Below are 25,883 nucleotides of genomic sequence, written 5' to 3'. Positions count from 1 at the left end.
TTTTTTGCATGAAAAAAGCATGGGACTCATCCTCCCACGCCATTCATTTACGCCATGGCACACTTTTCTTTTGATTTGATCACCGTGACCCAATATTCAATCGGCTGTATAAACGTTTGCACGTGCTCATAACACTCTGCTTTTTTCAACGTTTCGACGAGAAGATACACCGATTGATAATTAAGATCATTGACGAAAACATCCAACAAGGTCGCTTTCATATTCATATAGTCTTCATAATCATTAGTAACGGCCAGCTTTTTATTGAGCGGCGGCATGTATTTTTGAAAGTCATCCGCAGCCCGGTTAAGCTCCTCGGTTGTTTTACATTGTGCCGCTGCTATATTTAATTCGTCAATAAAGTGAAGGTATTCTTCATGCTGATTTCGTTTCACAGATTCACTGAGTATGTTCTTAAACGTTGTATGATCCATTTCTTACAAACCCCTTTCCTTTATTTCATTCGTGTTCTGACGCTCGAGGAACCTAACTAGTGTCACTCCCATCGTATCCAAATTTCACGCCTGCTAATTCACGTCTGTTCCCAACCGCATCTTCAGCCTACACCTTCTTTGCTCTCCACCCTACTTGCAATGCTCACTAATAAAAATGATTTGACGAATTCTCCATTAACCTATATATTGTTTGTAAATAGTGAACAAAGTTATCTATATATGAATTATAACTAAGGAGTGATGGATCTGTCTACGTTTATTGTATGGATTGAAAGAAAACCCTCCTTCTCCGGTGATACCATTGCCGGACACCGTGATTTCATATCACAGCTCAAAGAAAACGGCTTATTAGTTTTTGCGGGACCTTTTTCTGATCAAACTGGCGGCGCTTATGTGATTAAAGCAGCGTCTCTTGAGTCCGTGAAATCGCTAATCGGAAATGATCCGATGAACAATGAGGATTGCATTTATGAAGTCAAAGAGTGGAACTACTCATCATGAACTTAATTTTGAAAGGGGTATCATAAACCATGAAACTCGTTACATTTATTTATAACAATGAATCAAGAATCGGAGCACTTACAGAAGACAAAAGAGTCGTCGATCTGAATTATGCCTACAAAGCGCTGTTGGAAAGCGAAGGCAAAGTGCGTTCAGAATTAATAGCTGAAGCCTACATTCCAGCCGATATGGAAGGATTTATTGAAGGTTCTGATGACAGCCTCTCGAAAGCTCAAGAATCTATCACGTATGCATTGTCTAAAGATGCGGCGTATAAACATCCTCTTATCCATGCGTTCGACAGTGTAAAGATTGACGCACCGGTACGAAAGCCCGGAAAAATCATCTGTGTTGGGCACAACTATCGCGAACATATTAAAGAAATGGGTCGTGAACTTCCAGAAAACCCCGTCGTGTTTGCAAAGTTCGCAAACACAATTACAGGACCTCAAGACGACATTCCTCACTACCCGATTTCAGATCAACTCGATTACGAAGCAGAATTCGCGTTCGTTGTCGGCAAGAAAGCTAGAAATGTATCGAGGGAAGATGCACTCGAACACGTAGCTGGATACACCATTGCCAATGATGTGACGTATCGTGACATTCAACGTCGCACCCTTGAGTGGCTTCAAGGTAAAACGGTTGAAGGAAGCCTACCACTTGGTCCTTGGCTCGTCACTTCAGACGAATTGGATAACCCATCAGGATTGGACGTTCGTCTAACCGTAAACGGAGAAGAACGACAAAAAACAAATACGTCGAACTTCGTGTTTGATGTTCAAGAACTCATTGAGTTCCTTTCTAACTTAATGACGCTAGAACCAGGCGATGTCGTGCTAACCGGAACTCCTGGAGGTGTAGGCGTTGCACGCGATCCACAAACCTTCTTGACTGACGGAGACGTCGTTCGAATTGAAATTGATAAAGTCGGGGTTCTCGAGAATAAAGTCGCAAAAACGGAGTTGGCAAACCATGACAATAAAGTCCATTCATAATCAAGTGATGAACATCCAAGATGTGATTAATCAAATCGTCAATATTTCTGGCGAACTTGATGAAAAGACGATCCGCTGGAACCCAAGCGAAGAAGAATGGTCCATTATGCAAGTCTTGTCACATTTAGCCGAGGCAATCCCCTATTGGGTCAATGAAGTTGATCGTGTCGTCGAGAAACCAGGCAGCGAATGGGGCCGAGGTTTACAAGACCCCGCGCGCTTAAAAGCTGTCGAAAATACCGGTCAATTATCTGTACAAAAGACGCTTGGTGAAGTCGAAGCCTTGAAGACAATGGTAGAAAAGCTATCCACCATAAGTGAAAAACAGCTTCACGCAGAAAATCCACACCGAAACTTTCAGAAGTTCGGCAACAAACCTGTATCTTTTATCATCGGTCACTTCATTGAAGAACATGTTGAAAAGCACCTTAGTCAGATCAAGCGCAACCTCAGTAAATTAGACTAATTATACTTTTATAATGAGAGGCGGATGTTGAAATGGCAGAAAAGGCAGCATATTTAGAAGACCAAGATGTGAAAGACTTCACGAAAGAAATTCAAGAGCACAGCCTGGGACCCCTTTGGGAAGCGATTCCCGCTTTAATGAACAAAACACCGAAACCACATGCAGTTCCTTACCTTTGGTCGGATGAGCTCATGAAACAAAAGCTGCATGAAGCATCGCAAATATTCACCCCTGATCGCGGTGGTGAACGACGGGCCATTTACTTCCAAAACCCTGGCTTAACCTACCGTAAGCCGTGGGGTTGGGCATCGACAACGCAAACGTTGTATGCCGCAGTTCAACTGCTTTTGCCAGGGGAAGTTGCACCGTCACATCGGCATTCACAAAGTGCATTGCGGTTCATCACAGACGGCGAAGGCGCGTATACAATTGTTGAAGGTGAGCGAATTTTCATGCAAGAAGGAGATTTCCTCATTACGCCAAAGAACCTTTGGCACGGTCACGGGCATGTTGGTGATGAGCCGATGATCTGGATGGATGCACTCGACATACCAACGATCTACTCAATGGGAGGGACGTTCTTCGAACCTTACCCGGACCAAATTGAAACACCAACGAAACCAGATAACTTCTCTGAGCAACGGTACAGCGGCGGCATGGTCCGCCCAATTCACGATCGGCATTCAACAGTAGCACCACTCGCAAATTATAAATGGGGTGGCACTGAACAAGCATTAAAGGTTTGCAGCGATTTGAACCGGACCCGTTTGAAGGATATGCCGTGGAATACATTAATCCTTCAAATGGCAAGACTGCAAACCCAACGATGGGATCTTGGATGCAACTACTGCCAAAAGGATTTCATACTAAAGCACATCGCCACACGCACTCAGTCATCTATCAAGTTCATAAAGGCTCAGGGTATACAGTCATTGATGGCGTTCGTTTTGATTGGAAAAAAGGCGATTACTTCGCCATCCCAAACTGGGCTTGGCACGAACATGTCGCAAGTGAAGAATCTTACTTGTTCACAGTGAACGACATCCCTATCATGGATCGCTTCGATTTAGAACAATCCCAGGCTCTTGACGTAAATAACGGACACCAGAAAGTAATTAATGAGTTTATAGCATATCGTTAAGGACTCGTGCCCCCTTAATCGTAAGGGGGCTAACAAATTGATTACCATTTTATGAAAGCGTTTATCTATACGAGGAGGGGCTACTATGGCTCAAACAACAGAGACTCCATTGCTAGTTATTGGTGGAGGAATTGGTGGGTTAGCGACGGCACTTGGTATCGCTCAGTCTGGACGAAAGCTAAAAGTATTGGAACAAGCACCCGAATTTGGGGAGGTTGGAGCAGGCATACAGCTAGCAGCAAATGCAACAAACGTACTTCAGCGGTTAGGTGTCATGGAGGAAATCAAGAAAGTCTCTGTATTCCCTAAGAGACTCGTAATGATGGATGCCTTTAGTGGTGAAGAGCTTTCTGCACTAAACCTTGGTAAAACCTATGAAGAGCGTTACGGGGCTCCTTATATCGTCTTGCATCGCTCAGACTTACACCGTGTACTTTTAGACGCCTGTATCGAACACCCAAATGTAGCGTTAGAAACCAATCAGAAAGTAACAAATGTGGAAGATTACAATGATGGAGTAACGGTTACAACTGCAAGTGGCAGCAAACATCACGGAGAAGCGTTAGTAGGTGCTGATGGTATCTGGTCCGAAGTTCGTCGTTTGTTTAGCGATGATCAGCCGATCTGCTCTGCCTATGTAGCATATCGCGGAGCTATTCCTATTAATGAGGTCAAACAATCGGTCGCGAACATGGATGATGTATTCATGTGGATTGGTCCAAATCTTCACTTAGTACAATACCCTGTAAGAAAAGGGGAGCTTTATAACCAAGTTGTTGTATTTAAAAGTGAGAGTTATCGACCTGAAATTGAACACACGTATAACTGGGGCACCCCCGAAGAGATGGACAAGGTTTTTGATGGGGCCTGCGAAAAAGTCAAAAAAGCGATTTCCTTTATTTCTCGTCAGCGACGGTGGCCCATGTACGATCGAGAGCCGATAACAAATTGGACAAAAGGGAATGTTACGCTCTTAGGAGATTCTGCTCACGCAATGCTACAGTACTTAGCCCAAGGTGCTTGTCAGGCTTTAGAAGACGCAGATTGCTTAAAGGATATGTTTGAAGAACATGATGACGTAAATATAGCTTTTATTGAATACGAGAAAGAACGCATCCCTCGTACCACTTATGTGCAACAATCCGCAAGAACTTGGGGAGAAATTATTCACAGCACACAACCAGAAAGCATTTTGTTACGAGACACCATTATGAAAAAGAGAGCAGCTACTGACTTTGAGTTTATTGACCAATACCATGGACATCATCGATTTGTTAAAGTTTAAGGTATAGTGTATGAAGATGGTGTGGCTAACTCTTTTGCCTCGAGTGAAATACTGCACTAAGAGCGTTTCTAGATAAACTGTCCAATCTACAATTAGACGCTCAACCCTCTCATATAGAATAGAGGCACGGTATGATCGTTAAAAGCGCGTGAGCATTTCAAGTGTACTACTAATTACACTCCTTTTCGTACAGAGGTTTGTTTTCTATCACATGCTGCTTCTAAGTATGATATGTAGGGATAGCACTCACCAACTTGTCCCCCATCCCCAGCAAATAAAAAAGGATTGCCCAAAAATTGGGCAATCCTCACACGTTAGTTAATATTTAGACGTCCTTCTGCAGTCTCTCTCGTTTCATTTCCGTCAGCATCTGTTACTTTCACTTCGATTTCAGCGCCTTGAACGGAAAGGTTTCTTATGGCGGTCCAATAGCCGACATATTGTCCAGGCGAGCTCTCCCACATCGGCAATTCAGTAGGCGGTTGTGACTGACTTGTGAGCGGCAGGCGGATAGAGAACACCGCATTCAAGCCGGGGTCACTATCAAACGCAATTCTTACGGATTCACCTGCTGCAAGCGTCATATTTTCAGCTGGTTGCAAGTTGCGGATGAGCCCTTCTTCTGGTGGATCAACAGGTTCTCCTAGGTGGTCGTCGTCAGCATGAGGGGCACGTTCTCCTCCAACGCCTACACCGATATAAGCAAAGTCATTTACTGCACCTGGCGTGCTGTGTGAAAATCCTACGTGGCCTCCGTACATGTTGTCTTCGGTTGTGACGATTTGCCAACTGTCTGGCTCGTCTTCACCATCTGGCCAAACTTTGAGTTGCAAGGCCGCTGCATCTCTTTGAAGTAATACACGGTACCATTCATCTTCAGATACTTCAAAACCTGGCTCGCGATGCCAAGGGTTGTACTTGAGCCCCCGCTTCGTTGCATAATTCGGACGGTTCCGTTCTCGTACTCATCGTCTGGGAGCCGTGCATCTGCATAAATGCCATTCTCACTTCCTGGCGACCCAGACATATGGAATCCAAGTTCAAATACGTGGTTTTGAATGTTCGAGCCTTGAACGAGTGCGAAGATTTCTGTACTTCCATAAAGTTCTCCTACCGCATCCGCTGTAAAGCCTCTCACACCTGAACGAGCGGTATGCTCCAAGCGCAGTGGTTCATCAGCAATGGTAAGCTGCTCGTCTTCACCTTGCCAAATCGGTGACCACTCGTCAGGCTGTTCACCAACGACTTCATCGGTGAAATCAAACACATGTTGCTCAGGATCGCTCACTGGAGGCGTATCCGGCCAGTACTTCGGAATATCATAAAATGCATCGCCATCAAGCTCGTGCACTGAGCCATCCGTCATCGACTCCGCAATTCCCCAAAGACCTGCTGTAACCTTATCAATGAGTTCTTGATCATAAGGAACTTGAGGTTGTTGTCCTGCCATTTCAAATAATACCGCTCCGCTTCCGTTCAAACCGAATGCACCTAACGCAATGCCAGAAAGGTCAAAGGTTGACGGGTACGTGTACCGAGCCAGTCCCGCTTCATGGCCATCGTCTGCATGAGCATGAATGCCTTCTGCCGCTGCTAAATTATAGCGGCGCGACTTGTCTTGATCCATTCTGGGTAATCCTCCGCGTATTTAGGGTTGTTGTCTGGTCCTAGCGGCGGGTGGCTAAGCGCAATCGACACATCCTGATCCGTGCCTTCAAGTTGCGGCGTGCCCATATGGTGCAAATTCACATACGATTCAACAATGCCAAACTCTTCTTGTAGTTCTTGATATAAATCAGCAAGAGCGCGAGCTTCATTCGTTAAGTAGAATCCGTAATGAGCACTCGTTCCAGGCAAATCATCTGCCTCTGCTTCAAAGTCCAAGTCCGGATGGAAATCACGGTTAATATCAAAACCGTTACGGCTTTCATTATGATACCAAGCAGGTTCAGCGCCCTCTAAGTGGGGATGATATTCAAGGACTTCTTCCCAAGAGATGTCATTTTGACGTTTTACGAGTTCAGAGCCATCAGGGTTGAGCTTAGGAACGGTGACAATCGTTACTTCCTCTAGTATATGATCTCTTTCACCCGCTGCAAGTTCGTCCAACATATCGATAATGGCTTCTGTGCCTGATTTTTCGTTGCCATGAATCTCACTATCAATGAGTAACACTTGATCGCCATCGCCCATTCTCGTCGCATAAATGTCACGACCGTGATGGGATTCGCCTATCACATCTAATTCCAAAAGACCTTCACTCATCTCTTCGATACGGAAAAGCTCTTCAACCATTTCTTCGTAATTCGTCCAACGTTCATCTAACGCTTCAATTGATTGGGCACTCGGTTCTTCATACTCTTCCTCTTCAAGTAGAGCAAAAGATTCCGTTGGTTGCCACAGTGAAAGAAGCAGTACGAATGACAGTGAATATTTCCAAGCTGATGTTTTCAAATAAAAGCCCTCCTCCATTTATTTAGTCACCCTAAGTAATTTGAATACTAGCACAAAAATTCACTAAATTTAATTAACTAATTCGAATAAACTAAAAATAAACATTTATACTTATCTCCTCTACACAATTGATGCAGGTCGATGTTATCGGGTTTAGGACATTACACATGTAGCACCGCCCAATCCATCAACGAACTGGGCGGTTTAATTACAATTTTTATGCGTTAACGAAATGTCAATCTTCTCATCATTCCGTGAGCAAGCGCCAAACACGCACGCAGGAAATTCGGCTCGGTAATGTCATGTGTTCGTTTGTCGCGATCATCACCTTGCACTTCAGCTCTCCAATCAGAGTCGATCGCGTGTTCAATAGATGTATTGAAGCCGTCCACATCTGGATAATAATCTTTAATAAACCCATCCCACCAATCTTGAAATGGCTGGTCACCTTTCACATCTCCCGTATTCATCACAGGAATTTGACGACTGTAGTCGATGATTTGTCCCCCGTCATCAGCGATGTGCGTCGGCAGAGAAGAAAAGTCTTCCTCTCTTCTCACCGTCGTGTCTGGACTCAGCTGATTTGGAACCACCCCATGAACGTCAACAAGAACACGGAACCCTTCAGCAAGCTCATGCGCACCCGCTTGAAATCCACCTTCAACTGCCTCATAAAATTTTCTTTCATGGTTGCTTTTAAGCCATATTCCAGCATCCCTAAATGCATGCCCGTCCAAGACGTATACCCTGCGATAAGCACTGGCCGCCCTGCTCCTGTAAGATGCTGTTTCCCTGCAGTGAGATTCTTCGAAAATTGACTCACATCATAATTGATTTCCTGAATGTATGTGCCCATATTCTTGAATCTTCGGGCTGTTCTTCCATAAGGTTGGTCATACACTTGACCGTTGTGATTAAGGTAGCTGTCCATCGCCATTGCATAGGCATACCACATTACGCCATTCATCGGATAGCGCGCATTTGGAAAGGATTGCTCATCATCAACAATCAAATTATCGACCATATACTCAATGGTATGATCATCCATAAACGACCACGTATGTTCACGGTAATGGCGATCACTCCAATCCCAACACTGGTCAAGCATATCCTCCACCCGCTCTTTAACGTTATCGCAAAGATTCCCATTCAGTCCTTTAATAAAGACGAGGCTCGCCGTTAGTGCACTAATGCCAGGTGTACCACCATCCATTGGACCGTCTCTTAAATACCCTTCCATCTCGCCACCTTCACTTGTTTCATCGAAGATCGCATCGATGGCTTTCGATAACTCGCCGCCTACTTCAACAGCCAAACTGTCTTCTTTATGAACTTCTCTAGCCTCATATTCGAGTTGCGAGAGAAAAATCATAAACGAAGCCATGCGGTAATACCGTCCTCCCATATAAATTGGCGCATATTCTGGGTTTGACACTGATCCCCGGTTGTATTCCTTAACTCCTGGTGTAACCGCTGTTCCAACATGATTACGCTTTAAGAAATACTCCTCAAATACTCGTTTACTCACTTCATATGCATTTGTCATAAAATCACCTCTTTTTTCGTGTCTATCCCTTAAAGAGTGGTTTGTCTATAAAATTCAACATGAATGCCAGTATTTTTTGTCGGTCCAATTTTGTGCTGATCATCAGTGCAACATTCACACCCAATGAATGCGCTTTCAGGTTTTGAAAAAGACTATACTAAAATAGAAAGGAGGCATAGACATGCAAGATCAGCGGGCGGCTTCTCTGTTGCATTTTCTCACGACGCATCGAGCGATGACGATGAAACAATTGGAGACGGCTTTAAAATTCTCGAGAAGGCAAATCCAATACGATATCCAGAAAATTAATGCGTGGTTGAAAGATGAGAATCTACCTGAAATTTTCGTTGATCGAAATCGCGGGATTATTGTAGATGAAGCGGTCAAAGAAGCAATGATTGCACAGTTACACGCATTCAACAAGCGGGCGTATATTGCGTCACCAGAAGAACGCGTCGACCTGCTGCTGATCCAGACATTTATGTCACCGAAAGATTTATCTGTGAACCATTACACGTCGTTACTACAGGTCAGTCGAAATACGGCATTAACGACCGTCACTCAGGCGCGCATTAAAGCGAATGAAGCACGCGTTGCCTTAAGTTACTCCCGTGCGGACGGTTATCAATTGACGGGAGAAACGCGTGATGTTCGTCAGCTCATTATGACCGGTATCTCTCATTTCATGCACTATCGAGAAGGAAAAGAGATGCTCGCGGAGCTCTACGAGACACAGAGTCAGCAATCGTTTGATGCGACGCTTGCCAGCTATCGGCAAGTGTTGTCAGCTGTTGAGCGTCAACTTCACGTTGCATTTGTAGAAGAAAAAGCCCGGGATATGGCCGCCTTTCTTCTCATTCTTAGACAACGTACAGCTACGAAAACGACGATTACGTATGACGAAGATACGAAAGTAATCATTCGGGGCTGGACAGAATATCAGGCGATTGCACCGTATATAAACGAACTTGGCTTTAATGTTGAAAAAACCGATGAGCACTATTATGCAGCAGTTGCGCTGCTCGGGCTGCAAATTCAGGGAGACACTGAACTAAATGAGCCGAATACGCACAAGGATTTGTACGAATTGACGAAAGCGATTGTACAGGAATTTGAACTACAGGCGTGTGTGTCATTGCCTGACAAAACTGCTGTTATTCACTCCTTGTATGCACACATTAGGCCAGCCTACTACCGGATGCTTTTTCAAATACCAATTGTCAATCCGCTTTTACCGAGGATCAAGAAAGAATATCCTGAGCTTTTTAAGCTCGTAAAACGGTCGCTCAAGCTATTATCTGAGTATGTAAAGCATTCGATCCCGGATGAGGAGACAGGCTATATTACGCTACACTTCGGCTCTCTTATGGAAGAAGAGAACCTGCACATTACCAAAAAGCGTGCCCTAATCATTTGCCCGAATGGTGTCGGCGCCTCAAATATGCTGAGATACCAAATTGAAAAACTCATACCAGAAATTAATATCGTCGCTGTACAATCTCTAAATGACTATGATTTTAAAAAAGAAACCGACATTGATGTACTGTTTTCGACGGTAGCCATTCAGACAGAGCTTCCGCTCATTATCGTTAATCCCATTCTGTCTGCCCTAGATAAAGCACGCATTATACAAGAAGTTGATGATTTATTTATAGGTAAAAGAGGCGCAAACTTGCCTGGAACACGAAAAATTATGGAGATTGTACAGGCTCACGCGAGTATACACGACGAGTTGAAACTCCAACAGGCACTGTCGGCGTTGCTGGCGGAATCCGCCGTCGTACAAAACAGGAGGTATTCACCAGTGCTTTCAGATTTATTAAAGATAGAGATGATACAAGTACAAGACGGCATAAGCGACTGGCAAGCGGCCATTACGAAGGCGGCTGAGCCACTGCTTACAATTCAAGCAATTGAGCCTCACTATATTGACGCGATGATTAACAATGTTCAGGAACTGGGGCCTTACATCGTGATGGCACCAAACGTGGCGATTCCTCATGCCAGGCCAGAGGACGGCGTGAAAAAGCTAAGCATGAGCCTGTTAAAGCTCAATGAACCCGTTTCATTCTCACCAGGAGATGCGAACAAGGATGCCCAGCTTGTATTCGTGCTCGCAGCCGTGGACAATGAATCGCATTTAAAAGCGCTCAGTCAATTGACAGAGCTATTAGAAGAAGAATCACGCATCGATAAAATGCTCGAATTTCAAACAGCCGAATCATTTCTGCCGATGATTCAAACATTTAGCCAGGATTAAGAAGGGATGAGGCATAATGATTTCAATTGTGACCGTATGCGGGAACGGCATTGGCAGTAGCTAATGCTAAAAATGAAAATCGAAGAAATCTGTGAGGAACTAGGCATTGATGCCAGTGTCGAATCCTCTGACTTCAACGGTGCAAAAGGGAAAATTTGCGATTTAATCGTCACCGTCGATGAGCTAGCTAGTCAGTTTGATCAATCAACGCAAGCCATCGGCGTTGTGCGAAGCTACATTAACAAGAAGAAAATCAAAGCTGACGTTGGTCACTTGCTTCAGGAAGTCGCTAGCAAAAAATAAGGCATGTGTAAACAGGGGGAAACACTATGAATTTTTTAGTGGGCTTATTGGAATTTCTCAGAGACGTCTTTTCTGAGCCTGCGTTACTCATTGGTTTAATGGCGTTCGTTGGACTCGTCGCTTGAAACGACCGCTGCACAAAATATTTACCGGGACGCTCGGTCCAATTCTTGGGTATATCATGCTGAGCGCCGGCGCAGCCTTTATTGTCGCAAACCTTGAGCCACTTGGGGAAATGATTGAAGAAGGCTTCAATATACAAGGGGTCGTCCCTAACAACGAGGCCATCGTTGCAACGGCCCAGGCCGTACTAGGCGTCGAAACAATGTCCATTCTCGTTTTAGGTCTTATATTAAATATCGTCATTGCACGCATCACTAAATATAAATATGTATTCTTAACGGGTCACCACAGCTTTTTCATGGCTTGTTTACTATCCGCTGTACTCGGTGCAACCGGTATGTCAGGCATTCAGCTAATCCTAATTGGTGGTTTTATTCTCGGTGCGTGGAGCGCAATCTCTCCCGCAATCGGGCAGCGCTACACGAACAAAGTGACCGACGAAGACGGCATTGCTATGGGTCACTTCGGAAGTGTCGGTTACTACCTCTCTGCATGGGTCGGTAAGTTCGTCGGTAAGCCGGAGGACAGCACAGAAAAAATCGTTATTCCAGAACGTTGGTCATTTTTACGTAATACGACGATCTCTACCGCTTTAACGATGATGATCATTTATCTTATCGCAGCAATTGCTGCGGGCTCAGAATTCGTCGGTACACTTTCAGACGGGCAATCTCCATATTTGTTTGCGATTATGAGTGCCTACAGTTCGCCATTGGAGTAGCCATCGTTTATAACGGTGTGCGTATGATTCTCGCTGACTTAATTCCTGCATTCCAAGGAATTGCGACGAAAATTATTCCAAACTCAGTGCCAGCGGTTGACTGTGCGGTCTTCTTTCCGTACGCACAAACCGCGGTAATCATCGGTTTCGTTTGTAGTTTCGCAGGAGGCATCGTCGGGATGTTCATTCTTGGTGCAGCAGGTGCTGTCCTAATTATACCGGGTCTCGTGCCGCACTTCTTCACAGGAGCGACGGCTGGGATTTACGGTAACGCCACCGGTGGACGCCGCGGTGCAATTGTCGGCTCGTTTGTGAACGGTCTTGCTCTTGCCTTCCTTCCAGCGCTATTACTACCGGTACTTGGCAATCTCGGATTTTCCAACACGACGTTCGGTGATACAGACTTTGCTGTGCTCGGGATTCTCATCGGTCAGGCAGGCGAAGCCTTAAATGTTGCTGGAATTTATGCAATTGTAGCTTTACTCGTCCTTGTGTTGTTCATTCCTAACTTTGTAAAGACAAAATCAGTGACACTTAACCACATCGTAGACGATGAGGAATAAAAGTTTCGGAGGTAAGGATTAATGGAGAATTTAAACGTAAAGATTTATGCAGACGGCGCTGTACTCAGCGACATGCTGTCAGCATACGAATCAGGACAGATCAAAGGCTTTACAACGAATCCATCATTGATGAAGAAAGCTGGCATTAAGAACTATGAGCAATTCGCGAAGGAAGTTCTTGCGAAAATTACGGACTACTCCATCTCCTTTGAAGTGTTCTCCGATGATTTTGATATTATGGAAAAAGAAGCGGATCGCATTAACAGCTGGGGGGATAACGTCTATATAAAAATACCGATTACAAATTCTCTAGGCGAATCTTCGATTCCTCTCATTAAAAAACTATCTAAAGCAGGCATGAAGCTCAACATTACTGCGATCTTGACGCTTGATCAAGTCAGAGCGACGGTTGACGCATTGGCACCAGGTACAGAAAATATTGTTTCGGTCTTCGCAGGTCGTATCGCTGACACGGGTGTTGATCCAATGCCGGTAATGAAGGAATCAGCGAAGATTTGTGCCGAGAAGCCAGGTACTGAGCTGCTTTGGGCGAGCTCCCGAGAGCTGCTCAACATCTTCCAGGCCGAAGAATGCGGCGCGCATATCATTACGTGCTCACCTGACATCATTAACAAGCTCGGGAATGTTGGCAAAGATCTCGAACAATTCTCACTTGACACCGTGAAAGCTTTTAATAAAGACATTCAGGCACTCGGTTACTCGGTACTGTAAGACGCGAACAGACTGAACCGCATCGGTTCAGTCTGTTCTTGCTTTTCAGAAACTAGGTCTATATAGTAGCCAATGATTAGATTACCGCGGGCGTCATCTCAGCTTTCGCGCTGGCAATCAAGGACCTTCCGCAAATGATCATACAGCAGGCGACTCAGCCACACTAGCCAATTTTTTATCCTTGTATTATCTGCTTAGCTTGCTATGCTCGATGTAGATGTTTTTGAAGAGATTTTAAGTGGCTTAGTCACTTCGTGAAATTGATAATTTCTCGACAATCTGAACGAAGCTGGGACATAACTAGTCTCTGATACAAAAAGATCCTCGTCACTAATTTATCGGTGACGAAGATCTTTTTTGCTCCTTTGGGATTGAAAGTTGTTGGAGTTTGCCTTATTCTGGCGGTGAACTTCCTTATGTTCACCGCCATGAACGCGAAGCCTAATTCATTTCTCACGTTCTCTTGACCTCTTACCGAGACACGAGTGAAACGCAAATTCGCCTTCAAAATCATAAGACGGGTTTCACATCGATTTTACGTTTGCCTTAGAGTTCGCCGGTTTCTTTTTCGGCAAGGAACTGTTTCGTATACGCTTTTTGTTGTTCCCAACGCTCGTTGTCATAGATCTTTCGATGATTCCCATCTTTTGCTTTTGTACATTGAGCACGGAAGGGACATGACGAACAATCGTCACATTCGTACACTCGGTAATTGCGAAGAAACCCGGCTTTGTCGCGGCGTTCGGAAAGATAGTGAAACGGTAGTTTTTGATCATTTAGGCACGTGAAAAAATCACATTCGGCATCGTACGTCCTGATAGACAACTTAAAAAGGATCTTGTTTATATTTCTTTTGTTTCTCTTTTCGGTATTGAGTATAGGGAATCAGAGAGATACGTTTCCGTTCCCGATCACATCGTCGTAATTTGTTCACTGCCATACCCGGCATTTCCAACAATACAGGCAGGCAGCTCAAAGAAGTCCTGTTTAATCATATCCAGGAAAGCAATAAATGTTCTTGTATCGGTAAGGTTTGGAAACACCTCAGAAGCTCGGGCATACTGACCATCGGTCGCAAGCTGCACATTGTGGCCAGGCTTGAGCTGGCCGCTTTTCATATAATCGTCTTTCATGCACATAAAGGTAACGTCCGGATCCGTCTTAGAATAGCTGTTCCTGTTTCCGAAGATTTCCATATCTTTTTCGTATTTCCTCTTGGGAGCGATAAAATTGAGCCATTGCTTACGATGCTGTTTCGGTCCCTTGCTTTCAGCGCGCAGTTGCTTTCGTTCTACCACATCCTCACTTGCCGAAATTGGACGATCGTACGCCTTGCTACATACGACCACTGCTCTTTAACATGCAAATGGTTTAAAGGGTGAGTGTACTATATGAACTAAATAAAAATGATTCATTTCTATACAAATTGTATAAAATAACACTGTAAAACTATTAAGAGATTAAAATATGTCCAAAAAAGCAACCCGCACCACATAATAGTAGGAGCTGCTTTCTTACTTTCTTTATCAATTATATGGAGGTAAAACCAAGTAACGTAAAGCACAATTACAGCTTGTTTTTCTGTAAGAAAGCGCGAAGTCGAGCGAGGTATAATTCGTTCTCTTCATGATGAGGAGAATGTCCACTCTGTTCAAAAATGTGATATTCATGGTTTGGAATATGACTCGCTATCTCATCCGAGCTTTCCACTGGTGTAATCCAATCGTGTCTGCCAACAGTAATAAATACAGGGACTTTGATGCTTGGCAACTGATCAACAATATTATAATTAGGTTTATTGTATTTGAACGCCGCGTTATGTGTTTCATATCGGTAATAGATACTGTCCATCTTCTTTTTAACGGCGATTTCATCGTATTCAACGGTGTATAATGGCTGAATAGCGGAAAACACGCGTTTAAATTCCTCGTTTGATGCGACCTCCCCTGCGAAGAGACGGATGAGTTCGTCTTCGCTCACATCGGTAAGATTCGCATCTTTTGCCGCTTGAACAGAATCTTGATCGAAGCGTTTACTCGCCGCAGTATCACGGAGTAGTACTGCTCGGACAGATTCTGGATAGCGTAGTACATATTCTAGTGCAAGAAACCCGCCGTACGATCCACCTAATATAATAATCGGTTCATCGACGAGTTCTTTTCTCACCGACTCAATATCTTCAGTCCATTGTTCATGTGTGAAAGGCGGCTTACCTTCAGAACGACCCGACCCCCTCATATCCATGAAGATTAACCGATAATCGACACCCAGATCTGAAAATGCTTTAATGTCATTCCGACAGTCTCCAAGACCAGGCGCCCCGTGAATGAAAAAGATGGCTTTTCCATTTGGATTTCCATGTTCTTCAATGTATAGTTCATTTCCATTAATCAATCGTTTCATGCTAAACTCCTTCCTACTTTGTGTTTTTTGGGTCTAGTGCGTCTCGTAAGCCATCACCAAGAAAATTGTAGGCAAGAACAATAAGCGTAATTGCGATTCCCGGTAAAAAACCGAGCATTGGGGCTGTCCAAATGTACTGCTGGGCATTTTGCAACATGTTCCCCCATGTTGGTGTTGGTGGTTGAATCCCAAGACCAAGATAACTAATGGCACTTTCGGTGAGAATGGCTCCCGCTATACAGAGCGTTGCCGCAACAATTATCGACGGTGTGACTTGTGGCAGTACGTACCTTAGGAGCACCCTCATTTTTGTTGCCCCAGACGCAATCGCAGCCTCGACAAACTCATACTCTTTCCATTTAAGGGTTTCACCGTACACCACTCTAGCAATCTCCATCCACGTCGTGAACGCAATAACGAGAATGACCATTGTTGGCGATGTTCCGAGAACGGTTAGAGCAACAAGGACGAAAAAGTAGTTCGGTATTGCCATCATCGCCTCTGTAAAGCGCATAAGCACAGCTTCTATACTCTTACCGAAAAAGCCAGCCACTGCCCCGACAAGTACGCCGATAATAATGGAACAAATCATCGCGGCTAGCCCGACGAGCAATGTCACCTGCCCCCCGTGAAGGAGGCGGGCAAATACATCGCGACCCAGTTCATCTGTTCCAAATGGATGTGTGAGTGACCAACTTGCATGAATACCGATCTCTGCAATCCGATCTGGGTGATGTGGCCACACTAGAGGAACCAAAAATACAACAAGATGAAGCAATACGATAAAACAAAGGGAAAGGAAAGCTAGTTTATTTTGATATAGGCGCTGCATCAAACTCAATTTGGCTGGAGCGCTAACAGCAATCGGCCGGCCGTTCAGCCCAGTTACGTTCTCCATCGTTATTCATCTCCTAAATCTATGAAATATTCTTAACGCGTGGGTCTATTTTTGAGTAAACAAGATCAACGATTAAATTGGATAGAATGACGACAGAAGTAATAATAACTGTGACACCCATGACCAAAGGATAATCACGGCTTTGAGCCGCTTCCAAAATCAAGGTGCCAATTCCCGGCCAGCCGAAAATTGCCTCGGTGATTACGGCCCCACTCAACAGTCGAGGGATGAGCACTCCGATCATCGTAATCACCGGGATCAACGCATTTCTTAGCGCATGAACATAAATGACAGTACGCTCTCCTGCCCCTTTTGCACGTACAGTGCGAATATATTGCTGAGAGATCACTTCTAGCATTGAAGAGCGTGTGAATCTTACAATGTTCGGTAAGATCGTTGTCGACAAAATCAATACAGGCAACAACAAATGTGAAAGCCAGTTTAATAGATCAAAGTTTTCTCCTCGTGCACCAACACCTGAGGATGGGAGCCAACCAAGCTGAATAGAAAACCATTGAATAAGCATCAATGCCAACCAAAATGCAGGTACAGATAACCCGATAACACTAATAAAGTTAATCGAATAATCTGCAATAGTTCCACGCTTGATTGCTGAAATAACACCAAGGACGATTCCAATGGATATCGCGAGTGCGAGCGTGAATAAACTTAGCTCAATTGTATAAGGAATTCTTTCTAATACACGTTCAACTACGGGCTGGTTACTCGAGAAAGACGTCCCAAAATCTCCTTGAACAGCATTGAAGATCCACTCTCCATAACGAACAACCACAGGATCGTCAAGACCGTAACGCTCAATCATCGCTTGCCTCTCTGATTCAGAGGCATCCATTCTCATTACACCTGAAGGTCCACCAGGTGCAAGGTTGATAAGAAAGAACGTGATGACGGTAACAATGAATAACAAAATAACACTTTGACCAGCTCGGTTAAGTAAGAAACGTAACATCGGAATAGCCCCCCCTCTAATCAGGGTTAGTTTATTTTAAGCCCGCCCTTTACGGGCGGGATGTATCACTGTTCTAAATACCATTCATTAATGTAATGCAATGAATCTCCGAATGCGAGATCTGGCACACCTTGCAAAGCGTCTACCTTCACTTGCGCTTCCTGTGGATACCATAAAAAGTTATAAGGCTGTTCTGTTGCCATTAATTGTTGTGCTTCATTGTAGATTTCTTGCCTTTCAGACATATCACTTGTTTGCGCGCCTGCTTCAAGCAGTTGGTCCATTTCCTCGTTTTGGTAGCCAGGAATGTTATTGCCACTTCCAGCATTTTCAGAATGAATATATGGCTGTAAATCAGGGTCGCTTGCATAACGCCACCAGTTTAGCGTTACATCATAATCACGGTTAATAACAACTTGATCAATCATCGTGTTCCATTCCATCGTCTGAAGTTCAACATTAAAGCCGACCTCAATTAAATATTGTTGAATTAATTGAGCAATCTGCTCCAAATCACCTTGAATTCCGATTTCAAAATTGATGTCGAACGTTTCTCCATCTTTTTCGAATATGCCATTGTCATTTTGTTCCCAGCCTGCTTCGCTCATAAGAGAGACGGCTTCGTCTGGATCATACGCCAATGTTTCTACATCATCACGGTAATACTCCTCAAGTGCCGGTGATATCCCGTGATCTGCAATGGTTCCATATCCTTGTAAGACCGTATCAATGATGTTTTCGCGGTTAATCGCGTGTGTAATGGCTTGGCGAACGATCGGGTCTTGGTACTTTTCATGTTCTTGATTGAGGGATAACCAATAAAACTGTGTCGTTTCCCGAGGGTACACATCAACCCATCTTGCTGCTCAATCCGCTCAATGGATGCAGTATCCTCTAATGAAAAGATTGATAACTCGCCACTTAAAATTTGCGCAACGTGTGTATTGCTGTCTGCCAACACTTTATATTCCACTTCATCTAATAGAGCGGTATCTCCAAAGTAATCTTCATTTCTTTCAAGAACTACGGATTGACCGGAAGTGTATGTCGACATTTTGAACGGCCCGGTTCCTACGGCATTATCCTTATTAAAGGAACTCAAGTCCCACGGGTCTTCCCCGTTAAAAATATGCTCTGGGAGAATCTCTGAGTTAAACCCAAGGTAAGCGGGTAGTGCTGCTACAGGATTGGACAGCTTGAACGTGACTGTATACTCATCATCTGCGACCACTTCGTCTACATCACCGAAGAATGACGCCCCGTTTGCCCCTAATTCCTCATTGAGTACAATTTCGTTAAATGTATACGAGACATCCTCAGAATCAAAAGTTTCTCCATCGTGCCAAAGTACATCTTCGCGAAGTTGGAATGTCCACTCCAGTTCATCTTCCGAAGTCTCCCACGACTCCGCCAAGCTTGGTGCAGGAACTAAGTCTTCACCTGGTTTTGTTAACCCTGAAAATAGGACACGGTTCACGACATTCGATTCAGCATACGCGTTCGGGTGCCACGGGTTAAATGTCGGGTCAGCAACGATAGGAATGGAAACTTTCCCTCCTGATTGCCCACCACTTCCTTCTTCAGCTTCTTCTCCGGATTCTTCAACTGTCTCCCCACTTGAATGACCATCATCACCGGACGAATCTTCTGAACCATACGCACACGCTGATAAAATACCAAGACTAGCTACGATAAGTAAGCCTGATCTCGCTAACTTCTTCATGCCCCTACCCCCTCCTGCTTATTATTTTGCCCACGTTTCTTCAAGCACTCTGAATATGTTCTTTCCAATGACTTTGCGAATATCTTCACGTGAATACCCACGTTTCACGAGCCAGCGCACGATGTTCGGGAAGCATTCTGCTGGGTTCTCCAACCCTTTTACATAGTCAACCTTTACCATGTCAGATTTTTGCGCGGATTTAATCGATAATCTTGAAGCTAACAATTCATGTAACTTCACATGATCGCCAAACAGTGTATCTGGTCCAAAAGCAACGTGGTCAATTCCGACTAGGTTTGCTGTGTACTCAAAGTGCTCCATAAATGATTCAATGTTATGTTCTGGATGGTTGCTCGTAATCGTAGAGTGCGGTGCTGCCTCAATTGCGATAACGCCTCCACGCGCCGCACAAGCTTTAATCACTTCATCTGGTTTCATACGCTTTGAATCCCATAACGATCTTGCACCTGCATGGTTTATCGTGACCGGCTTCTCACTCGTTTCAATCGTATCCAGTGATGTTTTGTCACCTGCATGAGAGATGTCTACGGTAATCCCTAATTTGTTCATTCTACGTACAGCTTGCTTTCCAAAAACACTAAGCCCGCTATCGTTCGGCTCACGAAGTCCTGATCCTAAAGCATTTGCTTCAGAATATACGACACCCATCGTTCGAATTCCGAGCCCGTGCAATACGTCTAGGCGATCTAGCTCGTTCTCAATCATTGAGCAAGACTCTAAAGCACCTACAAATGCAATTTTTCCTTCCTTTTTTGCACGGTATAAATCTTCTGTTCGCTCTGCCTTGATGACCATATCTTGATGAGCAATGTCGCTGTACCGAATTCCGATATCGTGAATGACATCTGACCACTTCCAACCAGCTTGGGATGTGATCATCGCTGTGCCGTCCATAAAATTCTCAAAAATTACATCAAGACCAGAACGGCTTAACGCTTCAAAGCCTGTCCAATCTCGGCCCTGATGACGAAACTCATAAAATTGCGACAAGTCTTTAGGGGCGACAAACGTATGCTCATGCATGGAGACAATATGGTCTTCGTTTAAAATTTGTGTCGCTAGCTCTTCTTCCTCACTACTTACTGGGTATTCGTACTTCTCTACGCGAGTATCTTCCTCAGAAAGCTCATATACCTTATAATCTTCCCCTGCGTCAAGATACTGAAATGATTTGTACCCGTCATAGTTTTTAGGATTTGCAATTTCTTTTTTTGTTTGCATACATCATGCTCCTTCTTGATTTTGTTTTTTTATGGCGTCTTGCAGTGTTTCATATGGTTGTAGTGGATAATGACAGGCAACAAAATGACCTGGTGTCATTTCTGTTAGATCTGGTATCTCCTGTTTGCATAGGTTTGTTGCTAAAGGACAACGAGTTTGGAAACGACAGCCTCTAGGAGGGTTGGCAGGTGAAGGAACCTCTCCTCTTAAGATAATTCTTTCTTTTTTTACGTGGTTCGCTTCTGGGACAGTGGAGAGTAATGCCGCTGTGTACGGGTGCGCGGGTGAATCAAACACTTGATCCGTATGTGCCAACTCCACGAGTTTTCCAAGATACATAACACCGACACGATCAGAGATATGCCGGACTACGTTTAATCCGTGTGCAATAAACAGCAACGTTAACCCTAGCTCTTTTTTTAATCGCATGAGTAGATTAATAATTTGTGATTGCACAGAAACATCTAATGCTGATACGGGTTCGTCAGCAACAATAAATTTAGGATTCAATGCTAACGCCCTTGCAATACCTACCCTTTGTCTTTGCCCCCCAGAAAACTCATGTGGGTAATGATTCATTCTAGTAGGGTCTAACCCGACATACTCAAGCAACTCTTGAATTTTTTGTTCCTTTTCTTTCCCTTTATACAATTGATGAATATCATACATTTCACCGATGGATTGACCAATGCTAAATCTTGGATTAAGTGAGCCAAATGGATCTTGATAGATCATCTGCATATCTTTTCTTAGGTTTCGTAGATCTCGATTGGATAACGACACGACATCTTGGTTATCAAAAGTTACGGTTCCTTCCGTCGGCTCTTGCAATCGCAAAATGTTCCTTCCAAGCGTCGACTTTCCACAACCTGATTCGCCAACAAGCCCTAGTGTTTCGCCTTCATAAATATCAAAGCTAACACCATCAACCGCACGTAGTATTTTTGGTTTTGCAAACCCCTCTTTAATGCGAAAGTGCTTTTTAGATGGGAAACTTTCACAAGGGGTTTTGCGTCTGCTGCACTCATACCGTCACCTCACTCTTTGCCACTTTTTCTGAGTGCCAACATGCTACACTGCCAACTGCTGTCTCTTCCATCGATGCTCAGTCTGGATACATTTATCCGTGACGAAATCACAGCGAGAGGCAAAGCGACAACCGACAGGCATATCATGTAAACTTGGGATACTACCAGGGATTGAATAAAGAGGTACGCCTCGCTCCCCGTCCATTGAAGGTACCGATCGAAGTAATGCTTTCGTGTACGGGTGATGAGGGGTGTCAAAAATGTCTGATGTCTTCCCCTCTTCTACAATTTTCCCAGCGTACATAATGATCAGCCTGTCCGACATTTCATAAGCGACACCAATATCATGGGTAATGAGCATAAGAGACATCTTTCGCTCTTCTCTAAGGCTACGTAGAAGCTCCAGAATTTGCGCTTCAATCGTTACATCCAACGCCGTTGTTGGCTCATCGGCGATGAGCAATTTCGGCTCACAGGCGAGTGCGATTGCAATCATCACCCTCTGCCTCATCCCTCCAGATAGCTCATGCGGATACTGCTTGAGTCTTGTCTTAGCATCAGACAAACCGACTTGAGCGAGCAGCTTTTCCGCTCTCGTCATTGCCTCTGCTTTTGTTACTTTTTCATGAAAGTGAATAGCCTCTGTAATTTGTTTGCCTATCGTAAATACGGGATTCAATGCAGTCAATGGTTCTTGGAAGATCATCGACATTTCCTTGCCCCGAATTTTCCTCATTTCACTTCCTTTTTTCTTAGCCAAATCTTCACCTAAGAATTGAACATCACCTTCAATTCGGCCATTCTCAAATTCAACAAGTCGCATCACGCTTAAAGAAGTGACACTCTTTCCGCTACCGGACTCACCAACGATGCAAATCGATTCTCCCTCATCAACATGAAATGAAACGCCATCCACAACTTTTGTCACCCGGTCTTTGCTTTTATACGATGTTCTCAGGTTTTCAACTTCCAATATCCTTGTAATCGTTCCCCCTCCTCACCTTCAATTGACATAAAGTTCCGATAATTCACTGGGGCTCATTTTAATGATTGGTTGAATTTCCTTTTGGTATCGGAACAAGATGTGCGCATTTTTCATCGCATATTCTTCTGAGATTCGATACGGCGGCCCGGCAATTCCCAATGAACCAATCACTCTTGCGTCTCGATCAAATATTGGGACAGCCATTGCTGCGACATCTTCAAACGTTTCACTCGCGCTATACGCATAGCCTTGTTCACGGATAACCTTCAACGCCTCATGGAGTTGATTTGGAGACTGTATAAACTTCTCTTCAACAGCTCGTTCACCTACCCGAGCAATGGCGTCCTCTGGTAGGTACGACAATATGGACTTGTGTGTAGCTCCTAAATACAACGGTGAACGTCTGCCGATAGAATCAGCAAACCGGACAATATTACTACCTTCTGCAATGTTTATAAACACACCGTAGTCATGATCCCTTAACGTAAAAACACTACTCTCACCTGTCTCCATGGCTAGTTTCTGCATTGTAGATTGTATTTGTTCCGATAGCTTAAACTTTTCCTGCGCTACATGACTTAGCTCCAACAATTTAAAACCGACTTCATATTTTCCAGAGTCTTCATTTTTCGTTAAATACCCTCGGTCTTCAAAAGTCGATAAAAAACGATGAACGACTGTATGGTTCATATCAAGTTCTCTAGCCAATTCACGCAAACCCCAAGCTGGTTGTTCGACCGTGAATTTCTCTAAAACGGTTAACGATTTATGCACTGTTTTGGAAGTCAACAGCATCCCCCTTAGTAAATACGTTCATAGATTGGTTCTATATATGAACCAGTGTTTCTATTTTTAATTTTCGTACAAATAGCATAATCACGATTTACAATAACGTCAATAGAACATTAGTCATGCATACAAGCGCATTAGATGAATTGTTCAGAATTAAAAAACTATAACGTGTACATTTGAACATACAAAAAAAACCGCAGTCGCGGCATGAATGTTCGTTTTTTCTCTTTTCTCTAACTCGGTTTCTAGTACAGGTGTCCTCGGTATATTTGTAGATCTCACTATAAAGCAGCAAAGATACTCCCTCAAATTTCTGGTCGGTATTCTTCCTAGTTGCCGCACTATACAATGTTAAGTCTGAGCGGACTTAGCATCGGCGGGGTGTGTGGGGGCGAAAACCTTATCATAGAACGATCTATGGTGAGATTCTCGTTATTTTTATGAAGTGTATTTTTGAAAATTAGTGATTTCACTATAAGACGGAAGTGCCTCTGCTGGCCGTCCGTGGCATAGTATCAACATAGTTACCGTAGAAAAAGTGCTTATACTTGTTCATTTACGATGTTGAAGACCTTGTGTCCTCCACAGCAAGGATGTTCGTCTGCTTCAATGTCCGAACCGCACCTTTCATGTGGCACCACACAATCACATCTACGTCGTTCAAACGATAGACAGTAACGTCCCGTTGTGTTAGCTTTCCGCTCTTCGCTTGATAGATGATTTGAACTCGTCTTCTTTTCTCTAGAGATTGCCTCAATGCATACAGCATGAACTCACCTCGTTCGCATTTTTATACATCATATACGAACATATGTTTCTTTTCAACGGTTGATTCGAACTGTTGTTCGTGTATAATGAAATTAAGAACTCACTGGAGGTGCGATGTGGAAGATCTTGAACAGATGAAACGAGTGTTAGTGAAGTCGATTGCACAAGGGCCCAATATCGTCACACTCACGTATCGAAATGGGCGCAATACGACACAAGTAACCGGTAGGTTATATAAGCTTAGCGACGGGGACGAAGAGGTCATCGTTCAGGAAGAGGGGCACTTTTACGTTGTTCGTTACAATGATCTTGTAGATGCGTCCATCACGACGAATAAAAAGAAAACCGTTTAATTTACCGCTTTCTTCTTCGTTTTTTGCATACCATAGAACACGTAGCTGTAATCGTTTGGATGATCATGAAACAATTCGATCTCCATCTGTATCATTTCAATCACTTCTAATGCTTCAGGGACGTCGATGTACAACTCGGTCATTTCGTCGAGCTTACGTGCAAGCGGTCCGTAATAGTTCTCGGTCCAGTCTTCATAGGGCAATACGTACGAGAATGAGAACTCGTAACCTTTTTCTGTAATTTGACTCACCTTATTCGCTACAGTATCAATCTCTGGATACCCTTCTTCCCAAAAGGATCGGCTCGCTGAAGATGGAAATGAATGAAGCCAAGAAATTTCACTGCAAACAAGCTGTCCGCCTGGTTTTAACAATGCTTTCCACGCGCTCAATCCTTGTTGAAAGCCGATAATGTAAATCGACCCTTCCGCCCAGATGAGATCAAAATATTCATGTGGAAAATCCAACGCCAACATCGATTGATTGTGTACTTGAATTCTTTCTTCCAGTCCGAGTCTTTCAACACGGCAAAGTAACTCATCCAAATACGGCTGATGTGTATCTACTGCAATGATTTGGGCGTTCGGAAAGAGGTCTGCAAGAAGAAATGTGTGCACTCCATTTCCGCAACCGATGTCTAAGATTTTCATGTTGTTTGTTGATTTCTTAACGAGCGATGCTGCCTTTCTCGTTGATGCATCACTTCCTGGTGCCAGACGGCTTAAGTCTTCAAATGCTTCATAGAAATAGCTCTCCAATGCTAATCACTCCTGCTTATGATGATGAGGGTGGGTTCACTTCAAAAACCGTTCCTTCTTTTCGATACCCTAGCTTCTCATAATACTCATCCACGTCTGACATGACAAACACGGTATGATTTGGATACTTTTCATAAATGGCGGCCATAAGTTTTTCGCCATACCCGTTCCCACGCTTTTCTTGATGTACAAGCAAGTCGCATACGTATACATCAAACTCACCGTCAACAATTGACCTAGAGTATCCACAAAGCTCTTCGCCCTCATAAGCGAGAAGCGTTAATGAGCCTGCTAACGTCTTTTTATAGTTCTCGCGCCCTTCTTCAGTAAGATAGTCGTTCCACTCCTCACCTTCTGATTCAATCAATTGGAATAAGTCATTTTCGTCCTGTTTTCCATACCGCCTAAGGTTCAA

General features: G+C 44.0%; 25 protein-coding genes and 4 pseudogenes. 10 read left to right on the top strand and 19 right to left on the bottom strand.

Annotated features, from left to right (window positions below):
- Positions 1-47: 47 nt before the first annotated feature.
- Positions 48-434 carry a hypothetical protein gene (locus JCM19039_RS08740; protein ID WP_042426095.1) on the bottom strand — a complete coding sequence of 129 codons (387 nt, stop codon included), beginning with the start codon at positions 432-434 and terminating at the stop codon, positions 48-50.
- Between the two features lie 261 nt (positions 435-695).
- On the opposite strand from JCM19039_RS08740, the gene JCM19039_RS08735 reads away from it, so the two are divergent.
- The 5 genes and pseudogenes from JCM19039_RS08735 (at position 696) to JCM19039_RS08715 (ending at position 4,846) form a co-directional block, all read left to right on the top strand.
- Entirely contained in the window at positions 696-956 is a 261-nt protein-coding gene (locus JCM19039_RS08735) for a YciI family protein (RefSeq protein WP_052398641.1), read from the top strand.
- A gap of 29 nt (positions 957-985) precedes the next feature.
- Positions 986-1,954, top strand: a complete 969-nt coding sequence (locus JCM19039_RS08730; protein WP_042426091.1) for a fumarylacetoacetate hydrolase family protein — start codon at positions 986-988, stop codon at positions 1,952-1,954.
- Positions 1,932-2,420 (top strand): DinB family protein, encoded by a 489-nt coding sequence (locus JCM19039_RS08725; protein WP_042426088.1) that lies wholly within the window; start codon positions 1,932-1,934, stop codon positions 2,418-2,420. The genes JCM19039_RS08730 and JCM19039_RS08725 overlap by 23 nt, the downstream gene beginning before the upstream one ends.
- Positions 2,421-2,452: 32 nt before the next feature.
- Positions 2,453-3,561: pseudogene (locus JCM19039_RS08720) on the top strand (cupin domain-containing protein).
- Between the two features lie 85 nt (positions 3,562-3,646).
- A complete protein-coding gene (locus JCM19039_RS08715) occupies positions 3,647-4,846 on the top strand; it encodes an FAD-dependent monooxygenase (protein ID WP_042426085.1) in 1,200 nt (399 codons plus the stop codon).
- A gap of 314 nt (positions 4,847-5,160) precedes the next feature.
- Here the strand turns inward: JCM19039_RS08715 and JCM19039_RS08710 are convergent, their stop codons facing one another.
- From JCM19039_RS08710 to JCM19039_RS08695, 5 genes are all read right to left on the bottom strand, one after another.
- Positions 5,161-5,679: a hypothetical protein gene (locus JCM19039_RS08710; protein ID WP_152550144.1), complete on the bottom strand. Its 519-nt coding sequence runs from the start codon at positions 5,677-5,679 to the stop codon at positions 5,161-5,163.
- The gene (locus tag JCM19039_RS21880) at positions 5,589-6,473 is read right to left on the bottom strand and encodes a hypothetical protein (RefSeq protein WP_052398640.1); all 885 of its coding nucleotides are present in this window, start codon (positions 6,471-6,473) and stop codon (positions 5,589-5,591) included. The genes JCM19039_RS08710 and JCM19039_RS21880 overlap by 91 nt, the downstream gene beginning before the upstream one ends.
- Complete coding sequence (locus JCM19039_RS08705) at positions 6,440-7,300, bottom strand: M14 family zinc carboxypeptidase (RefSeq protein ID WP_052398639.1); 861 nt, start codon at positions 7,298-7,300, stop codon at positions 6,440-6,442. Before JCM19039_RS08705 ends, JCM19039_RS21880 begins: the two co-directional genes overlap by 34 nt.
- Before the next feature lie 224 nt (positions 7,301-7,524).
- The gene (locus JCM19039_RS08700) at positions 7,525-7,893 is read right to left on the bottom strand and encodes a hypothetical protein (protein ID WP_042426080.1); all 369 of its coding nucleotides are present in this window, start codon (positions 7,891-7,893) and stop codon (positions 7,525-7,527) included.
- The gene (locus tag JCM19039_RS08695; protein WP_042426076.1) at positions 7,875-8,846 is read right to left on the bottom strand and encodes a hypothetical protein; all 972 of its coding nucleotides are present in this window, start codon (positions 8,844-8,846) and stop codon (positions 7,875-7,877) included. Before JCM19039_RS08695 ends, JCM19039_RS08700 begins: the two co-directional genes overlap by 19 nt.
- Before the next feature lie 181 nt (positions 8,847-9,027).
- On the opposite strand from JCM19039_RS08695, the gene JCM19039_RS08690 reads away from it, so the two are divergent.
- The 4 genes and pseudogenes from JCM19039_RS08690 to JCM19039_RS08675 all read left to right on the top strand — a co-directional run bounded on the left by JCM19039_RS08690 (position 9,028) and on the right by JCM19039_RS08675 (position 13,548).
- Positions 9,028-11,106, top strand: coding sequence for a BglG family transcription antiterminator (locus JCM19039_RS08690; RefSeq protein WP_042426074.1), 2,079 nt, complete (start codon positions 9,028-9,030; stop codon positions 11,104-11,106).
- A 63-nt stretch (positions 11,107-11,169) separates the two neighbouring features.
- Complete coding sequence (locus JCM19039_RS08685) at positions 11,170-11,409, top strand: PTS maltose transporter subunit IIBC (RefSeq protein ID WP_202963193.1); 240 nt, start codon at positions 11,170-11,172, stop codon at positions 11,407-11,409.
- A 26-nt stretch (positions 11,410-11,435) separates the two neighbouring features.
- Positions 11,436-12,816 (top strand): annotated as a pseudogene (locus JCM19039_RS08680) (PTS ascorbate transporter subunit IIC).
- A 21-nt stretch (positions 12,817-12,837) separates the two neighbouring features.
- Positions 12,838-13,548 carry a transaldolase gene (locus JCM19039_RS08675; protein WP_042426071.1) on the top strand — a complete coding sequence of 237 codons (711 nt, stop codon included), beginning with the start codon at positions 12,838-12,840 and terminating at the stop codon, positions 13,546-13,548.
- A gap of 247 nt (positions 13,549-13,795) precedes the next feature.
- On the opposite strand, the pseudogene JCM19039_RS25355 reads toward JCM19039_RS08675, so the two are convergent.
- The 11 genes and pseudogenes from JCM19039_RS25355 to JCM19039_RS08625 form a co-directional block, all read right to left on the bottom strand.
- Positions 13,796-14,873: pseudogene (locus JCM19039_RS25355) on the bottom strand (transposase); the annotation flags it as partial.
- Between the two features lie 241 nt (positions 14,874-15,114).
- Positions 15,115-15,951, bottom strand: a complete 837-nt coding sequence (locus JCM19039_RS08665; protein WP_042426068.1) for an alpha/beta fold hydrolase — start codon at positions 15,949-15,951, stop codon at positions 15,115-15,117.
- A gap of 13 nt (positions 15,952-15,964) precedes the next feature.
- A complete protein-coding gene (locus JCM19039_RS08660; protein WP_052398635.1) occupies positions 15,965-16,849 on the bottom strand; it encodes an ABC transporter permease in 885 nt (294 codons plus the stop codon).
- Positions 16,850-16,868: 19 nt separating this feature from the next.
- On the bottom strand, positions 16,869-17,819 hold the full coding sequence (locus tag JCM19039_RS08655) for an ABC transporter permease (protein ID WP_042426065.1): 951 nt from the start codon (positions 17,817-17,819) through the stop codon (positions 16,869-16,871).
- 65 nt (positions 17,820-17,884) lie between these two features.
- Positions 17,885-18,667 (bottom strand): ABC transporter substrate-binding protein, encoded by a 783-nt coding sequence (locus tag JCM19039_RS26455; RefSeq protein ID WP_255343647.1) that lies wholly within the window; start codon positions 18,665-18,667, stop codon positions 17,885-17,887.
- A gap of 62 nt (positions 18,668-18,729) precedes the next feature.
- A pseudogene (locus tag JCM19039_RS26450) lies at positions 18,730-19,542 on the bottom strand (ABC transporter substrate-binding protein); the annotation flags it as partial.
- A 21-nt stretch (positions 19,543-19,563) separates the two neighbouring features.
- Positions 19,564-20,784, bottom strand: coding sequence for a dipeptidase (locus JCM19039_RS08645; protein WP_042426063.1), 1,221 nt, complete (start codon positions 20,782-20,784; stop codon positions 19,564-19,566).
- 3 nt (positions 20,785-20,787) lie between these two features.
- A complete protein-coding gene (locus JCM19039_RS08640; RefSeq protein WP_042426060.1) occupies positions 20,788-21,753 on the bottom strand; it encodes an ABC transporter ATP-binding protein in 966 nt (321 codons plus the stop codon).
- 102 nt (positions 21,754-21,855) lie between these two features.
- Positions 21,856-22,728 carry an ABC transporter ATP-binding protein gene (locus JCM19039_RS08635; RefSeq protein ID WP_238544977.1) on the bottom strand — a complete coding sequence of 291 codons (873 nt, stop codon included), beginning with the start codon at positions 22,726-22,728 and terminating at the stop codon, positions 21,856-21,858.
- Between the two features lie 87 nt (positions 22,729-22,815).
- On the bottom strand, positions 22,816-23,586 hold the full coding sequence (locus tag JCM19039_RS08630; RefSeq protein WP_052398634.1) for an IclR family transcriptional regulator: 771 nt from the start codon (positions 23,584-23,586) through the stop codon (positions 22,816-22,818).
- Between the two features lie 559 nt (positions 23,587-24,145).
- Entirely contained in the window at positions 24,146-24,358 is a 213-nt protein-coding gene (locus tag JCM19039_RS08625; protein ID WP_042426053.1) for a WYL domain-containing protein, read from the bottom strand.
- A 115-nt stretch (positions 24,359-24,473) separates the two neighbouring features.
- Here JCM19039_RS08625 and JCM19039_RS08620 point away from each other — a divergent pair, with 115 nt between their 5' ends.
- Entirely contained in the window at positions 24,474-24,710 is a 237-nt protein-coding gene (locus JCM19039_RS08620; RefSeq protein ID WP_042426048.1) for a hypothetical protein, read from the top strand.
- Here the strand turns inward: JCM19039_RS08620 and JCM19039_RS08615 are convergent.
- A complete protein-coding gene (locus JCM19039_RS08615) occupies positions 24,707-25,468 on the bottom strand; it encodes a class I SAM-dependent methyltransferase (RefSeq protein ID WP_042426045.1) in 762 nt (253 codons plus the stop codon). The two genes, JCM19039_RS08620 and JCM19039_RS08615, sit on opposite strands and share 4 nt — an antisense overlap.
- Before the next feature lie 16 nt (positions 25,469-25,484).
- Positions 25,485-25,883 carry a GNAT family N-acetyltransferase gene (locus JCM19039_RS08610; RefSeq protein WP_042426372.1) on the bottom strand — a complete coding sequence of 133 codons (399 nt, stop codon included), beginning with the start codon at positions 25,881-25,883 and terminating at the stop codon, positions 25,485-25,487.

The organism is Geomicrobium sp. JCM 19039 (genome assembly GCF_000698145.1).
GTDB lineage: Bacteria > Bacillota > Bacilli > Bacillales > Marinococcaceae > Geomicrobium_A.
Note: the sequence above shows the minus strand (reverse complement) of the source record. Positions and strands in the feature narration are given on the sequence as shown.